Annotated in this window: 2 protein-coding genes; both read right to left on the bottom strand. The window is 73.3% G+C overall.

Features of this window, described 5'->3' with window-relative positions:
* Positions 1–203: 203 nt before the first annotated feature.
* Positions 204–9,743, bottom strand: coding sequence for a type I polyketide synthase (locus HFV08_RS28260; RefSeq protein ID WP_168543288.1), 9,540 nt, complete (start codon positions 9,741–9,743; stop codon positions 204–206).
* 104 nt (positions 9,744–9,847) lie between these two features.
* Positions 9,848–17,782, bottom strand: coding sequence for a type I polyketide synthase (locus HFV08_RS31220; protein ID WP_210430904.1), 7,935 nt, complete (start codon positions 17,780–17,782; stop codon positions 9,848–9,850).
* Positions 17,783–17,798: the final 16 nt, after the last annotated feature.

The raw sequence follows: 17,798 nt of genomic DNA, 5'->3' as shown, positions 1-17,798 counted from the left end.
CTGATCACGGCAGCGGTCGCGCCTCCTTCCCCCGAGGGTGCGACCGCTGCCGTCGCATGTCCGGCCCCGGGCCCGGCCCGCTCCTACGGATCGCTCCCGGGCTCCGGACACCGGCGACATCGGCCTCGCGCACGACGGTGGTCGGGACCGGCCCCCGAAGGCAACCGGTCCCGACCACCGTCGTACGGCCCGTACGGCCCCTGCTACTGGTCGAGTTCCCGGCTGATGAAGTCGAAGAGCTCCTCGTCGCTGGCCCCGTCCAGACGGTCGCTGAGCGAGACGCTCCCGGCGCCGTCCGCCTCCTGCTCGGTCTCCGCGCCCTCGACCCGGGCCAGCATGGCCCGCAGACGGCTGCCCAGCAGCTCCCGGGCGTCCCGGTCGGGCTCGGCCGAGAGGATCCCGGAGACGCTGGTCTCCAGCTCCGCGAGCATCGTGGCCACGGTCCGGCTCTCGCCCGCGAGTACGGCGTCGAGGTGGCGGGCCAGATCGGCCGCGCTGGGGTGGTCGAAGACGACCGTGGCCGACAGGCGCAGGCCGGTGTCCCTGGTGAGGGTGTTGCGCAGTTCCACCGCGGTGAGGGAGTCGAAGCCCAGGTCGCGGAAGGACCGTCCGGGGTCGACCCCCGCGGCGTCCCCGTGGCCGAGCGCGAGTGCCGCGGCCTGCCGCACATGCTCGCGCAGCGCCGACCCGCGCTCCTGGCGCGGCAGCCCCAGGATCCTGGCGACGAGCGGCGGCGTCGTACCGGCCGCCCCGGCGGCCCGGTCCTGCTGGACCAAGACCGCTTCCGCCTGCGGGAGTTGGGCGAGCAGGGGGCTGGGGCGGCGGCTGGTGAACGCCGGCACGAACCGCTCCCAGTCCACATCCGCGACCACCACCACACCCTCACCCACGCCCAAGGCACGCTCCAGACCCGCCAGAGCACGCCCCGGATCCATCAACCGCAAGCCACGACGCTCCAACTCCCCCGCGCCCTCACCCGACACCATGCCCCCGCCGGCCCAGGGCCCCCATGCCACCGAGGTCCCCGCCAGACCGCCGGCACGACGCCGCTCCACCACACCCTCCGCACACGCGTTGGCCGCCGCATACGCCCCCTGGCCCCCGCTCCCCCACACCCCCGCGATCGACGAGAACACCACGAAGGCGTCCCAGTCCCGCCCCCGCGACAACTCGTCCAGCAACACCGCACCCTCCGCCTTCGCCCGCAGGGCCGTGTTCAGGTCCTCGGGGTTGACGATGTCGAGGGGCGCGACGTCGAGGACGCCCGCCGCGTGCACGACGCCGTCGACGGGGTGGGCGTCGAGGAGTGCGGTCACCGCCTCGCGGTCCGCGATGTCGCAGGCGAGGATCTCGACCCGCTTCGCGCCGCCGTCCCGCAGTTCCTCGGCGAGGGCGGTGGCACCGGGAGCCTCGGGGCCACTGCGGCTGGTCAGCACCAGCTCGGTGGTGCCGTGCTCCAGGAGCCAGCGGGCGACATGGGCGCCGAGCGCCCCCGTACCGCCGGTCACCAGGATCCGGGACGGGGCGGTCCAGTCGGCGGTGGCCGCCGGAACGGGCGCGGGCAGCAGCCGCCGGGCGTACGTCCCCTCGGCGCGCACCGCCACCTGGTCCTCCTCGCCCGCGGCCAACACCGCGGCGGCACGCTCCAGTTCGGCGGCGCCCGGGTCGCGGGGCAGGTCGAGCAGACCGCCCCAGCGTTCCGGGTACTCCAGGGCGGCCACCCGGCCCAGGCCCCAGACCGCCGCCGCCCACGGGTCCTCGGGGGCCGACTCCGGACCGAACCCGGCCCGGGTGGCGAGCCACAGCGGGACCGTCGGCGCGGCGTCCCCCAGGGCCTGCACCAGCGCGAGCGCGAGCGCGACCCCTTCGTGCGCTGCGGCGGGGAGGCAGGAGAGGACGCCCTGCGGCTGATCGCCGCCCACCGCGTCCTTGAGGATCCCGGCCAGGCCGTCGCGCTCGCGGGCCGCGCAGTCGATCCGCTCCAGCCCCGGGAGGAACTCCTCCAGGCCCGCGAGCGGTGCGGTACCGGGCTCCTGGAGCAGGAGCCAGCGCCCGTCCCGCGCGGCACCGGCGGCCCGGGACACCGGCACCCACTCGGTCCGGTAGCGCCACTGGTCGGTGGCCAAGCGCTCCGCGTACTGCTGCCGCAGCGTCGTCAGCGCGGGGAGCACGGATCCGAGGGCGTCCTCGGACACACCGAGCGTCGCGGCCAGTTGGCCCGCGTCCTCGTTCCCGACGATCTCCCAGAAGGCACGGTCGCCCTCGCTCCCTCCCGCACCTCGCGCCCGGACCGAGGTCTCCGGCCAGTAGCGGGTGCGCTGGAACGCGTACGACGGCAGATCCACCGGAACCCCGGCCACCACCACCGGCTTGGCCACCGCGGCCCAGTCGACCGCGGCACCCGCCACATACAGCCGCGCGAGCCCCTCCAGCAGGGCCGGGGCCTCCGCGACCTCCTTCCGCGCGGCCGAGGCGCAGACGTACTCCTCGGCGACTCCCCCGACCGCTACGTCACCGGTTCCCACCGAGGCCTCGGAGAGCGCGGCAAGGGTGTGGGTGGCGAGGGCGGTGAGGGTGCTGTCGGGTCCGATCTCCAGGAAGCGGGTCACTCCCGCTTCGGCCAGGGCTTCGATGCCGTCGGCGAACCGGACGGCTTCGCGGACGTGACGGACCCAGTACGCCGGGTTCGTCCACTCGTCTGCCTGTGCTGTGGTGCCGGTCAGGGTGGAGACGACGGGGAGTTGGGCAGTCTCGTAGGTCAGGCTTTCGGCGAGGGTGCGGAACTCCTCCAGCATCGGGTCCATCAACGGTGAGTGGAAGGCGTGGCTGACCTTCAGACGGTTGGTGCGGTGGCCCGCCTCCTTCAACTGGGCGGCCAGGGCTTCGACTTCGGCCTCGGCACCGGAAAGGACCACGGCACGGGGGCCGTTGACCGCCGCGATACCGACCTCGGGGCGGTTATCCAGCAGGGGCAGGACCTCGGCTTCCGAGGCTTCCACCGCCCACATGGCTCCACCCGCGGGCAGTTGCTGCATCAGACGGCCACGTGCTGCCACCAGGGTGCAGGCGTCCTCCAGCGAGAACACGCCCGCGATGTGCGCGGCGGCGATCTCCCCGACCGAGTGACCGGCCACGAAGTCCGGGCGCACGCCGAACGATTCGACCAGGCGGAACAGGGCCACCTCGAAGGCGAACAAGGCGGGCTGGGCGTGCTCCGTACGCCGTAGAACCTCCGAGTCCTCGCCCTCGAAGACGATCTCCTTCAACCCGGGGATGTAGGTGCAGGTCGCGTCGAACGCCTCCGCGAAGGCAGGGAACGCCTCGTACAACTCCCGGCCCATACCCAGCCGTTGGGCACCCTGGCCCGCGAACAAGAACGCGGTCCTGCCCTCACCCACCACGCCGACCGTGACCCGCGGCGAGGCCTCACTCCGCGCCAACGCCCCCAGACCGGCAAGCAGTTCCTCCCGATCGAAGCCACGCACCACGGCACGGTCCTCGAACGCCGAACGCGTCAACGCCAACGCACGCCCCACAGCCCGCACATCCACACCGGGCCGCTCCTCAACCCAGGCAGCCAAGCGTTCCGCCTGCGCGGCCAGCGCACCGCGACCGCGCCCCGACACCACCCATGCCACCGGAACACCAGCACCATCGACGCCTGCGTCAGTGCCGAAGGCGGTGTCGGTGTCGGTGTGCCCCAACGACCCTTCATCCGGCGGGAGTTCACCCTCACCGGACTCGTCCTCGGGCGCCTGCTCCAAGATCACGTGGGCGTTGGTGCCGCTCAACCCGAACGACGACACACCCGCGCGCCGCGGACGCCCCTCCACCTCGGGCCAGTCACTCGACTCCTCCAACACCCGCACCGCACCCGCAGACCAGTCCACCCGCGACGACGGCACGTCTACGTGAAGCGAGGCGGGCAACACACCACGCCCAAGGGCCTCAACCATCTTGATCACACCCGCCACACCCGCAGCAGCCTGCGTATGACCAAGATTCGACTTCACCGACCCCAGCAACAACGGGCTCTCCACCCGCCGATCCTGACCGTACGTCGCCAACAACGCCTGCGCCTCGATCGGATCACCCAACGCAGTGCCCGTGCCATGCGCCTCCACCGCGTCCACACCGGAAGCAGACACACCCGCATCCGCCAGAGCCGCACGGATCACCCGCTGCTGCGAAGGCCCATTCGGCGCCGTCAGACCATTGGACGCACCGTCCTGATTGACCGCACTGCCCCGTACTACCGCCAGGACCCGATGCCCCTTCGCACGGGCCACCGACAGGCGCTCCACCACCACAACACCGACACCCTCACCCCATCCCGTACCGTCCGCACCCTCACCGAACGCCTTGCACCGGCCATCCACCGCCAGACCGCCCTGACGCGAGAACTCCACGAACGCACCCGGCGTCGACATCACCGTCGCCCCACCCGCGAGAGCCATGTCGCACTCCCCGGAGCGCACCGAACGCACCGCCAGATGCAACGCCACCAACGACGACGAACACGCCGTATCCACCGTCACCGCAGGACCCTCAAGCCCCAGCACATACGACACACGGCCCGACACCACACTCGCCGCACTACCCGTGCCTACGTAGCCCCCGAAGTCACCCTCCGAGACCCCGAGCAGCACCGGATAGTCCTGGCCATTGGTCCCCGCGAAAACCCCCGTCCGGCTCCCGCGCAGCGACCGCGGATCCATCCCCGAGCGCTCCACCGCCTCCCACGACGCCTCCAACAGCAACCGCTGCTGCGGATCCATCGCCAACGCCTCACGCGGAGACACCCCGAAGAACTCCGCATCAAAACCACCGACATCGCTCAGGAAGCCACCCTGACGCGTATAGGTACGGCCCTCACCCTCCGCACCCGCATACCGGTCGTACATCTCGTCCAGCGAGTCCCAGCCGCGGTCGGTGGGGAAGTCCGTGATCCCGTCCCGCCCCTGGACCAGCAACTCCCACAACGACTCCGGGGAATCCACCCCACCCGGGAAACGGCACGCCATCCCCACGATCGCCACCGGCTCATCCGCACCCGCCCCGGCAACAGGCACCACGGCAGCACCAGCCGCCTCCGCAACCGCACCCCCACACACCTCATCGCGCACAAACCCCGCCAACGCCAACGGCGTCGGATAGTCGAACACCACCGTCGCCGGCAACGACACCCCACACACCGACGCCAGCACATTGCGCAACTCCACCGCGATCAGAGAATCCACACCCAGATCACGGAACGAACGCTCCGCACCCACCTCCCCCGCACCCGCAAACCCCAACACCCCAGCAGCACGCGACCGCACCACCCCCAGCACCTCACGCAACTGCCCCTCCACCGACAACCCCGCAAGACGCCCACGCAGACCGGTCGGGTCCGAGGCGGTCCCCTGGGCGGTCGCCGGTTCCGTGGAGCCGGTGGGCGCCAGGGCAGCGAGGAGTGCGCTGGGGCGGACGGCGGTGAAGGCGGGGACGAAACGGTCCCAGTCGATGTCGGCGGCGAACTGGTGCGTGCGCCCGCTGTCGAGTACCGCGCCGAGGGCCGACAGCGCCGTCTCCGGGTCGAGCGCGGTCACCGCACCCCGGCCGCGGCGGCGGTCCGCCGCCTCGGCGGCCATGCCGCCACCGGCCCAGGGACCCCAGGCGATCGACGTGCCCGGCAGACCCGCCGCCCGGCGCCGCTCGGCCAGCGCGTCCAGCGTCGCATTGGCGGCGGCGTACGCGCTCTGGCCGGGGCTGCCCAGCGTTCCTGCCAGCGAGGAGAAGAGGACGAAGGCGGAGAGGTCCTGCGCGCGCGTCAACTCGTCGAGGAGAAGGGCGGCTTCGGCCTTCGGCGCCCTGACCCGGGCCAGACGTTCCGCACCGGTGCTGAGCAGCGTGCCGTCGTCCAGCACACCTGCCGTGTGGAAGACCGCGTCGAGGGGGTGCTCCGCCAGGAGTGCGGCCAGATCCTCGCGTACGGAGACGTCGAGGGCCGCGAAGGTGACCTGTGCGCCCGCCTCCGTCAGCTCCTCCCGCAGCGCGCTCGCGCCGGGCGCCTCGGCTCCCCGCCGGCTCACCAGGAGGAGGTCGCGGGCACCGCGTTCCACGGCCCAGCGCGCGAGGTGCCCGGCGAGTGCCCCGCTGCCGCCGGTGATGAGCACCGTGCCTCGGGGCTCCCAGCGTTCGGCGGCAGCCGGAAGCGGGGAGGCCGCCACCAGGCGACGGCCGAAGAGTCCGTTCGCCCGGACGGCGAGTTGGTCCTCACCCGGCGTCGGGCGGGTCACCGCCTTGACGATCCGCGAGGCGGCAAGTGCGTCGACCGAGGCGGGCAGGTCGATCAGGCCGCCCCAGAGGTCGGGGTGTTCCAGCGCGGCCACCCGGCCGAGTCCCCAAGCACCGCTCTGGGCAAGGGAGTCGGGGCTCTCCGCGGGACTCACGGCGACCGCGCCCCGGGTGAGCGTCCACAGGCGTCCGCAGGAACCGGCCTCGTTCGCGGCCGATATGAGGGCGATCGTGGTCGCGGCGGGGTCGGCCGCGGGGTCCAGCGCGAGCAGTGAGAGGACCCCGTCCAGCGGTCCGTGCTCCTCGCGAACGGTCCGGAGCGCCGGAGCGAGCCGCTCGTGCTCGTCCGCGGCGGTCTCGATCACCTGGGCGGTGAGTCCCCGCGCACGCAGGGCGGCGACGAGACTCTCCACCACGTCCGCGGCCTCGCCCCCCGCGCCACCGCCGGGGGCGAGCACGGCCCACCGCCCGGACCGCGTCCCGGTCGGCACCGCCTCCCCGTCGCCGGTCAGTACCTGCCAGGAGACCTCGTAGCACAGGGAGTTGAGCCGTACGCGGTCCCGCTGCTGCCGGTACCACGCGGAGAGCGCGGGGAGCACCGGCTCCAGTGTCCCGGGGGTGATCCGGAGATCCGCGGCGAGGTTGTCGAGGTCCTCCTGCTCGACCGCCGCCCAGAAGGAAGCGTCGACCACCGCCGAGGCGTGCACGGGTCCCGCCGAGGTTCCCGAGGCGGGTTCATCGGGGGAGAGCCAGTAGCGCCGACGCTGGAAAGGGTACGTCGGCAGGTCGAGGTCCGAGGTGTCCTGCTGGTCGCCCAGCAGTGCGGCCCAGTCCAGCTCACCGCCGTCGGAGTACACCCCGGCGAGCGCCCGGAACAAGGACGCGGCCTCGGGGCGCTCCTTCCGCTGGGTGGAGAGGAGAAGGTGACCGCCGTCCCCGGAGAGGCTGTGGGCGGCGAGTGCGGTGAGGGTGCCGTCCGGTCCGATCTCCAGGAACCGGGTCACCCCGGCAGCGGCCAGCGCCTCCACACCCTCACCGAATCGGACAGCCTCGCGCACATGACGCACCCAGTACGCCGGATCCGCCCACTCGTCCGCGTCGGCCACCGCACCGGTCAGCGTCGAGACGGCAGCGAGCTGCGAAGGGCCGTACGTCACGCCCTCGGCAACCGCTCGGAACTCTTCCACCATCGGATCCATCAACGGCGAATGGAAGGCATGGCTCACCTTCAACCGGCTGATCCGATGCCCCTGCTCCTTCAACTGCGTTGCCAGGGCTTCGACTTCGGCCTCGGCACCCGAAAGCACCACCGTACGCGGGCCGTTGATCGCCGCGATGCCCACCTGCGGACGGCCCTCAAGCAGCGGCAGGACCTCCTCCTCGGAAGCCTCCACCGCCCACATCGCACCACCCGAAGGCAGTTGCTGCATCAGACGCCCACGCGCCGACACCAAAGCGCACGCATCCTCCAGCGAGAACACACCCGCCACATGCGCCGCCGCGATCTCCCCCACCGAATGACCGGCCACGAACTCCGGCCGCACACCCAGGGATTCGACCAGGCGGAACAACGCCACCTCGAACGCGAACAACGCGGGCTGCGTCCACCCGGTCTCGTTCAACCGGTCGGCATCCTCACCGAAGACGACATCCCGCAAGCCCTCGCCGACCAGCGCGCACACCGCGTCGAAAGCCTCCGCGAACACCGGGAAGGCCTCGTACAACTCCCGCCCCATACCGAGCCGTTGAGCACCCTGACCCGCGAACAGGAAAGCGGTGCGTCCCTCGCCGCGGTCCTGGCCGCGGACGAGTTCCGGGGTCTTCTCGGCCGTGCCGTCGGCCAGTCCCCGAAGAATGCCGGCGAAGTCCGCGGTGGGTTCGGCCACGACGACGGCGCGGTGCGTGAAGTGGGTGCGGGTCGTGGCGAGGGCCCGGCCGAGGCGGTAGGGGTCGAGACCGGGGTGCCGGTCCACGAAGGAGGACAGGGCGCGGGCCTGGTCGCGCAGGGCTTCCTCCGTGCGGCCCGAGAGGGGCCAGGTCACCAGGGGCGGCACCGCGCGCGCGGTCACGGCCCGGTCGGCGGCCTCCGGCTCCTCCGGGGTGCGGGCGGGCTCGTACTGCTGGAGGAGGACATGGGCGTTCGTGCCGCTGACGCCGAAGGCGGAGACTCCGGCCGTGCGGGGGCGCTCCGCCTCGGGCCAGTCCTGCTGCTCGGTGAGCAGGCGTACCTGACCAGAGCTCCAGTCGACGTGCGAGGTCGCCTCGTCGACATGGAGGGTGGCGGGCAGCACGCCATGGCGCAGGGCCTCCACCATCTTGATCACACCGGCGGCGCCCGCGGCGGCCTGGGTGTGGCCGATGTTCGACTTGACCGAGCCGAGCCAGAGGGGCCGTCCGGCCTCGCGTTCGCGCCCGTAGGCGGACAGCAGGGCCCCCGCCTCGATGGGATCGCCGAGGGTGGTGCCGGTGCCGTGCGCCTCGACCGCGTCCACGTCCTGCGGCCGGAGCCCGGCGTTCTCCAGGGCCGCGCGGATCACCCGCTGCTGGGCGGGGCCGTTGGGCGCGGTGAGGCCGTTGGAGGCGCCGTCCTGGTTGACCGCGGAGCCGCGGACCACGGCGAGGACGCGGTGACCGTTGCGCTCCGCGTCGGAGAGCCGTTCCACCAGCAGGATGCCCGCTCCCTCGCCCCAGCCCGTGCCGTCGGCGGCTTCGGCGAAGGCCTTGCAGCGGCCGTCGCCCGCCAGTCCCCCCTGCCGGTCGAACTCGGCGAACACCTCCGGCGTCGCCATGACCGTGACCCCGCCGGCGAGCGCGAGATCGCACTCGCCCGAGCGCAGGGACTGGACGGCCAGGTGCAGCGCCACCAGCGAGGAGGAGCAGGCGGTGTCGACCGTGACGGCGGGGCCCTCGCACCCGAGGACGTAGGAGACGCGTCCCGAGACGACGCTGGCCGCGTTGCCGGTGAGCAGATGGCCGTCGGCGCCGTCGGGCAGCCCGCCGCCCGCGGCACCGTAGTTCTGGTTGCTGCACCCGACGAAGACGCCCGTACGGCTGCCCTGGACCGAGGCCGGGTCGATGCCGCCGCGTTCCAGGGCTTCCCAGGAGGTCTCCAGGACGAGGCGCTGCTGCGGGTCCATCGACAGGGCCTCGCGCGGCGACACCCCGAAGAAACCGGCGTCGAAGTCGGCGGCGGTGCTGACGAAGCCGCCCTGGCCGACGGCCGCGTCCGCGAGGTCCCAGCCGCGGTCGGCCGGGAACGGCGTCATCGCGTCCACACCGTCCAGGACCAGGCGCCACAGGTCCTCGGGGGCCGCGACCTCGCCCGGGTAGCGGCAGGCCATTCCGACGATCGCCACGGGCTCGGTCGCCGCCCGCTCCAGTTCCTCGTTGCGCCTGCGCAGACGCTTGTTCTCCAGCAGTGACGTACGCAGCGCCGAGACGACGCGCTCCTCGGAGGTGGACATGCTCAGCTCCACTGGTTGGTGGGTCCGTACGAGCGGACGGGATGCCGGAAGAGGGATACGGGGGTGCCGGGCGGGACCGCTGGGCACGCCGGGTGTCGTGCCGGTCAGGGCGCGCCGTCGCCCATGGCGAGTTCGACGAGGTCGTCGATCTCCATGGCGTGGATGGCCTCGTCGTCCTCGGGCGCGGAGTCCTGCCTCGGGCCGGGCGCGCCCTGGGCGGTGGCGGCCTGACCGCTCCTGCCCGGCTCGCCCTCCTCGGCCAGGGAGAGCACGGCGGCGAGCAGCCCGCTGTCCTTCCACCGGGCGAAGGGGATGCGGTCGAGCTTCTGCCGCAACTGCTCCTCGTGGGCGGCCTCGGGCTCCGGGAACAGCTCCGTGTGCAGCAGCTCGGCCAGGTGCCGGGGCGTCGGATGGTCGAAGACGAGTGTGGAGGGCAGCCGCAGGCCGGTCTCGGCGTTGAGCAGGTTGCGCAGTTCGACCGCGGTGAGGGAGTCGAAACCGACTTCCTGGAAGGAGCGGTCGTTGTCCACCGGCCGGTCGCTCGAACGGTGCAGTACGCGGGCGGCGAGTTCCCGTACCAACTCGCGCAGGGCGCGCCGCCGTTCGGACTCGGGCTTGCCCGCGAGCCGGGCCAGGAGCCGGGCCGCCGCATCCTGCGCGGAGGCCTCCGGGGCGCCGGTGTCCTCGGCGGCCGGTGCGAGCCCGGTCAGCAGGGGGCTGGGACGGCGGCTGGTGAACGCCGGCACGAACCGCTCCCAGTCCACATCCGCGACCACCACCACACCTTCACCCGCACCCAAGGCACGCTCCAGACCCGCCAGAGCACGCCCCGGATCCATCAACCGCAAGCCGTGACGCTCCAACTCCCCCGCGCCCTCAGCCGAGACCATGCCCCCGCCGGCCCAGGGCCCCCATGCCACCGAGGTCCCCGCCAGACCGCCGGCACGACGCCGCTCGACCACACCCTCCGCGCACGCATTCGCCGCGGCATACGCCGCTTGGCCCCCGCTCCCCCACACACCCGCGATCGACGAGAACACCACGAAGGCGTCCCAGTCCCGCCCCCGCGACAACTCGTCCAGCAACACCGCGCCCTCCGCCTTCGCCCGCCACACCTCGGTGAGGTGGGCCTCGTCGGCGTCGTCCAGGCGGGTGGCGTCGGGCAGTCCCGCCGCGTGGAAGACCGCGTCGACGGGGTGGGCGTCGAGCAGGGCGGTCAGCTGCGCGCGATCGGCCACGTCACAGGCCTCGATGCTCACCTCCGCCGCCCCCAAGTGGGCGAGTTCCGCGCGGAGTTCGGCGGCGCCGGGGGCCTCGGGCCCACGTCGTCCGGTCAGTACGAGGTGCTGCGTGCCGCGCTCGGCCAGCCAGCGGGCGACGTGGGCACCGAGGGCACCGGTGCCGCCCGTGACCAGTACGCGCCCCGGGGCGACCCAGGCGGGTCCGGTGGCCTCCGGCAGCGGTGCGGCCTCCAGGCGCCGGGCGAGTATCTCGGCGCCGCGCAGGGCGAGTTGGTCCTCGGTTCCCGAGGTGACGGCGGCGGCCAGGCCCCGCAGAAGCCCCGCGTCGAACGTGGCGGGCAGCTCGACCAGGCCTCCCCAGCGTTCGGGGTGCTCCAGGGCGGCCACCCGGCCCAGACCCCAGATCGCCGCCTGCTCGGGATCGGGCCCCTCTGGCGCGGGCACGCCCGCGGCGACGGCGTTCCGGGTGAGCCACCAGGACGGGGCGGTCACCTGTGCGTCGCCCAGCGCCTGCACCAGCCGCAGCGCTCCGGCCACGGTGTCCGGGAGCACCAGGACACCGGTCGGCTGCCCGTCCCCGGTAGCCCGTGCGAGTGCCTCGGCCAGACCGGCGCGGTCCGTGTCGGCGCCCATCGCGAGCGGCGTCACCTCCGGAACGGCGTCGGCGAGGGCATGCGCCAGGGCGCTGCCGTGCTCGGTGTGCAGCAGCAGCCAGCGCCCCTCGAAGCGTCCGGCCGGAAGCCGCACGGGCTCCCAGGCGATCCGGTGGCGCCAGGCATCGGCCTCCGCCCGTGCCGACCGGTCCCGGTGCCAGGCGGACAGCGCCGGAACGACCTCCTTGACCAGCCCCTCGTCCAGGCCGAGGACCTGCGCGAGATCCTGCGCGGCCTCCCTTTCGACCAGCTCCCAGAAGGGCGAGTCCCGGGTGTCCAGCGCCGGGGAGACCCGCGCGGCCTTCGGCCAGAAGCGCTCCCGCTGGAAGGCGTACGTCGGCAGTACGGGCAGCCCTGCCGCGGCGGGCCGGCCCAGCAGAGCCGTCCAGTCCACGTCGACTCCCCGGACATACACCTCGGAAACCGACCCGAGCAGGCTCTCCACCTCACCGAGGTCCTTGCGCTGGGCGGGGGCGAGGAGCCAACTCCCTTCCTCCGGCAGGTTGGTGGCGGCGAGGGCGGTGAGGGTGCTGTCGGGGCCGATCTCCAGGAACCGGGTCACCCCGGCCTCGGCCAGGGCCTCGATGCCGTCGCCGAAACGGACGGCTTCGCGGACGTGACGGACCCAGTAGGCGGGGTTCGTCCACTCGTCTGCCTGTGCTGTGGCGCCGGTCAGGGTGGAGACGACGGGGAGTTGGGGGGTCTCGTAGGTCAGGCTTTCGGTGAGGGTGCGGAACTCCTCCAGCATCGGGTCCATCAACGGCGAGTGGAAGGCGTGGCTGACCTTCAGGCGGTTCGTGCGGTGGCCCTGCTCCTTCAACTGGGTAGCGAGGGCTGCTACTTCGGCCTCGGCACCGGAAAGGACCACGGCACGGGGGCCGTTGACCGCCGCGATACCGACCTCGGGGCGGTCATCGAGCAGGGGCAGGACCTCGGCTTCCGAGGCTTCCACCGCCCACATGGCACCACCCGGGGGCAGTTGCTGCATCAGACGGCCACGCGCCGACACCAGAGTGCAGGCATCCTCCAGCGAGAACACGCCCGCGATATGCGCGGCGGCAATCTCCCCGACCGAGTGACCGGCAACGAAGTCCGGCCGTACACCGAACGATTCGAGCAGGCGGAACAGGGCCACCTCGAACGCGAACAGGGCAGGCTGCGTCCAGCCCGTCTCGTTCAGCCTGTCGGCGTCCTCACCGAAGACGACATCTCGCAGCTCTCCGCCGAGCTGTGCGCAGATCGCGTCGAACGCCTCCGCGAAGGCAGGGAATGCCTCGTACAACTCGCGTCCCATGCCCGGGCGTTGGGCACCCTGGCCCGCGAAGAGGAACGCGGTCCTGCCCTCACCCACCACGCCGACCGTGACCCGCGGCGAGGCCTCGCCCCGCGCCAACGCCCGCAAACCAGCGAGCAGTTCCTCCCGATCGAAGCCACGGACCACGGCACGGTCCTCGAACGCCGAACGCGTCAACGCCAACGCACGCCCCACAGCCCGCACATCCACACCGGGCCGGCCCTCGACCCAGGCAGCCAGACGCTCAGCCTGAGCAGCAAGCGCACCACGACTACGACCGGACACCACCCACGCCATCGGAACACCAGCGACATCAGTGCCCGCGTCGGTGTCGGTGCCGGTCTGCCCCAACGACCCTTCATCCGGCGGGAGTTCACCCTCACCGGACAGATCCTCAGGCGCCTGCTCCAAAATCACGTGCGCGTTGGTCCCGCTCAACCCGAACGACGACACACCCGCCCTACGCGGACGCCCCTCCACCTCGGGCCAGTCACTCGACTCCTGCAACACCCGCACCGCACCCGCAGACCAATCCACCCGCGACGACGGTGCTCCCACATGCAGCGAGGCGGGCAACACCCCACGCCCCAACGCCTCAACCATCTTGATCACACCCGCCACACCCGCAGCAGCCTGCGTATGACCAAGATTCGACTTCACCGAACCCAGCAACAACGGACTCTCCACCGGCCGATCCTGACCGTACGCCGCCAACAGCGCCTGCGCCTCGATCGGATCACCCAACGCCGTCCCCGTGCCATGCGCCTCCACCGCGTCCACCCCACCGGCAGACACACCCGCATCCGCCAGAGCCGCACGGATCACCCGCTGCTGCGAAGGACCATTCGGCGCCGTCAAACCATTCGACGCACCGTCCTGGTTCACAGCGGATCCACGCACTACCGCCAGAACCCGATGCCCCTTCGCACGCGCCACCGACAAGCGCTCCACCACCACAACACCGACGCCTTCACCCCACCCCGTACCATCCGCACCCTCACCAAACGCCTTGCACCAGCCATCCACCGCCAGACCCCCCTGACGCGAGAACTCCACGAAGGCGGCGGGGCTGGACATCACGGTGGCTCCGGCGACGAGGGCCGTGGTGCACTCATCAGCGAGCAGGGAACGGGCCGCCCAGTGCAGGGCGACGAGGGAGGAGGAGCAGGCCGTGTCGACGGTGACCGCCGGGCCTTCGAGGCCGAGCGAGTAGGCGATGCGGCCGGAGAAGACGCTGGCCGCGTTGCCGGTTCCGAGGTAGCCGTCGGTGTCCTCGTCGGAGGCGGCGAGGACCTGGGGGTAGTCCTGGCCGTTGGTTCCCGCGAAGACGCCCGTACGGCTTCCCCTGAGCGAACGGGGGTCGAGGCCCGAGCGTTCGAGCGCCTCCCAGGAGGTCTCCAGGAGCAGCCGCTGCTGCGGGTCCATCGCCAGGGCCTCGCGCGGGGAGACGCCGAAGAACTCCGCGTCGAAACCGCCGACGTCGCGCAGGAAGGCACCGCGCCGCGTGAGGGTGGTGCCGGGGGCGGCGGGGCCCGCGCCCTGGTGGACCGGGACGTTCCAGCCCCGGTCGCCCGGGAAGTCGCCGACGGCGTCGCGCTCCGAGACGAGCAGGTCCCACAGGTCCTCGGGGCTCTCGACGCCGCCGGGGAAGCGGCAGGCCATGCCGATGATGGCGAGCGGCTCCTCGCCGAGGGTGACGCCCGAGGCGGCAGGCGTGCCCGGGGCGGCGGCGCTCCCGGTGGACCCCGGCGAGAGGAGTGCGGCGAGGTGGGCGGCGACGGCGGCCGGGGTCGGGTAGTCGAAGACCAGGCTCGCGGGCAGGTCGAGGCCGGTGGCGGCGCTCAGCGCGTTGCGCAGTTCGAGCGAGGTGAGCGAGTCGAGGCCCAGTTCGCTGAAGGGGCCGTCCAGGGCGATCGCGGTGCCGGAGCCGTGGCCGAGCACCGCGGCGAGCGTGGTGCGCACCAGGTCGGTCAGCTCGGCGGGGCTCAGGGAACGCCGCGCGGAGGCGGCGGTCGGCGTGCTCCCGGGGCGGGCGGCGGCCTTGGGCAGGGCGCCGCGGGGCGCGAAGGGCAGCAGGAGCGGGTGGATCCCCTCGGGCTCGCGGGCGAGCGCGGCCCGGTCCAGGCGCAGCGGGAGCGGAGTGCCCCCGGTGTGGTGCAGCGCCCGGTCGAAGAGGTCGAGGGCCTCGTCCGTGGGCAGGGCGCCGATGCCGCCCCGTGCGGCCCGGCCGCGTACGGCCGGCTCCTGGCTGCGGGTCATCCCGCTCTCCTGCTCCCACAGGCCCCAGGCGATGCTGAGCGCGGGGAGTCCCTCGGACCGCAGCCGGGCGGCGTAGGCGTCGAGGAAGGCGTTGGCGGCACCGTAGTTGCCCTGACCCGGGCCGCCGAAGGTGGCGGCGGCCGAGGAGTAGAGGACGAAGGCGGTCAGGTCCAGGTCCCGGGTCAGCTCGCGCAGGACGAGGGCCGCGTCGGCCTTGGGGCGCAGTACGGCGTCCAGGCGGGCCGGGGTGAGGGAGGTGAGGACACCGTCGTCGAGGATCCCGGCGGCGTGGACCACGGCGCCCAGCGGGTGGGCCGCCGGGAGGGTGCCGAGGGCGGCCTCGACGGCCCCGCGGTCCGCGGCGTCGCAGGCGAGGACGCTGAGTTCGGCGCCGGATCCGGCGAGTTCGGCGAGCAGTTCGGCCGCTTCGGGGGCCGCGGGGCCGCGCCGGGTGAGCAGCAGCAGGTGGCGTACGCCGTGCCGGTGGACGAGGTGGCGGACGGTGGCCGCGCCCACGGTGCCGGTTCCGCCGGTGACCAGAACGGTCCGCTCCGGGTCGAAGGAGACCTGCGATTCCTCGGGGACTTCCCCGGCCGGGGCCAGGGCGGGGGCGAGGAGGGCACCCTCGCGCTGGAGCAGGTCCTCGTGCGCGTATCGCGCGGCACTGGCGAGTTCGGCCTCGGTGAGGTCCCGGTCGCTGTCGAGCAGGAGGAAGCGGCCCGGGTTCTCGGCCTGGGCGGATTTGACCAGGCCCCGTACCGCGGCGGCCGGGAGGTCGGTGATGTCCTCCTGCGCGGTGGCGGCGACGGCGCCCCGGGTCAGCAGGAGCAGGCGGGAGCCCGCGGCCCGCGGGTCGGTGAGCCAGTGCTGGAGGAGTTCGAGGGCCTCGGCGAGGGAGCGGTGCACGGCTGCCGCCGGGTCGCCCTCCGCACGGGCGGGCCAGGGCAGGACGACGAGTCCGGCGTGCGGGGCCTCCCCGGCGGTGAGCAGCTCCGCGCGGTCGGCCGCGAGCGCCACGGAGTCGGGTGCCGGGAGGGTGGCCGGTCCGGCCGCCGACCAGGTCAGCGCGTACAGTTCGCCGCCGCGTTCCGGGGCGGCTCCGGGCAGGACCACGGGCTCGGCGGGCGGTACGGCCACGGCGCTCGCCGTGAGCACCGGCGCCCCCTCGGTGTCGGTGAGCCGCAGCCGCGCCCCGGCTCCGGGGCGGGGGCTCCACCGGACCCGTACGTCGCGGGCGGCGCTCGCGTGCAGGCCGAGGCCGGACCACTCGGCGCGCCGGGCGACCGGCTCGCCGAGGGCGGTGAGGGCCAGCAGGGCGCCGTCCAGGAGGGCGGGGTGCAGGGCGTGCCGGTCCACCTCGGGGAGGCGTTCCTCCGGTACGGAGACCTCGGCCAGCACCTCGTCGCCGAGCCGCCAGGCAGCGGTGAGCGCGGCGCGGGTGAGGGGGGCCTCGGCCGGGCCGTCGAGGGCGGCGCACAGTTCCTCGGCCGGCAGGGGAACGGCTCCGGGCGGCGGCCAGGTTCCGGCCTCGGGCTCCTCGTCCGGGCCGGCGGCGTCCTCGGGGCGGGCGGAGAGGAGCCCCTGGCCGCAGCGGTGCCAGGGCGTGGGCTCCGTCCCCTCCGGGGCGGCGACGCGCGCGTGCAGGGTGAAGCGCCACCGGCCCTCGGTCTCCGCGGCCTCGGTGACGGTCTGGATCTCGACCTCGCCCTCGGCGGGGAGCGAGACCGCGTCGACCCGCAGCTCGGTGAGGTGGTGCGCCCCGAGCGATCGGCCCGTGTGCAGGGCGAGTTCGGTGACGACGGCCACCGGCAGTGCTCCGGCACCGCCCGTGGACAGTTCGGCGAGCCAGGCGTGCGTACGGCGGGACAGCTGCCCGGAGGCCACCACGGCGCCGGATTCGGCGAGCGAGGTGCTGACCGGGAGCAGCGGGTGCCCGCCGCCGCGGCCCGCGCTCCGGGCCGGCTCGGGCTCCAGCCAGTAGCGGGTGCGCTGGAAGGCGTAGGTGGGCAGGGCGACGAGCGGGTGGTCGCCGGGGAGCAGCACGTCCCAGTCGACGGCCGTGCCCGTGGTGTGCAGCGCGGCGAGCGCCCCGAGCACTCCCTCGGCCTCGGGGCGGTCCTTGCGCTGGGCGGGGACGAGCACCGAATCGGCCGTCTCGGCAAGGGAGTCGGCGGCGAGTGCGGTGAGAGTGGCGTCCGGCCCGATCTCCAGGTACCGGGTCACTCCGGCGGCGGCCAGCGCCTTCACCCCGTCGCCGAAGCGCACGGCCTCGCGCACATGGCGCACCCAGTACGCCGGGTCAGTCCACTCATCCGCGTCGGCGGGACCACCGGTCAGGGTGGAGACCACCGCGAGTCGCGGCGAGGCGTACGTCAGGCCCTCGGCGAGGGTGCGGAACTCCTCAAGCATCGGGTCCATCAAGGGCGAATGGAAGGCATGGCTGACCTTCAACCGGCTGGTCCGGTGGCCCTGCTCCTTCACCTGCGCTGCCAGAGCTTCGACTTCGGCCTCGGCACCCGAAAGGACAACCGCACGCGGGCCGTTGACCGCCGCGATGCCCACCTGTGGACGGCCCTCAAGCAGCGGCAGCACCTCCTCCTCAGAGGCC

The sequence above is a fragment of the Streptomyces physcomitrii genome (genome assembly GCF_012273655.1).
GTDB lineage: Bacteria > Actinomycetota > Actinomycetes > Streptomycetales > Streptomycetaceae > Streptomyces > Streptomyces physcomitrii.
The sequence above is the reverse complement of the archived record's forward strand: the minus strand, read 5'-3'. Positions and strand labels throughout refer to the sequence as shown.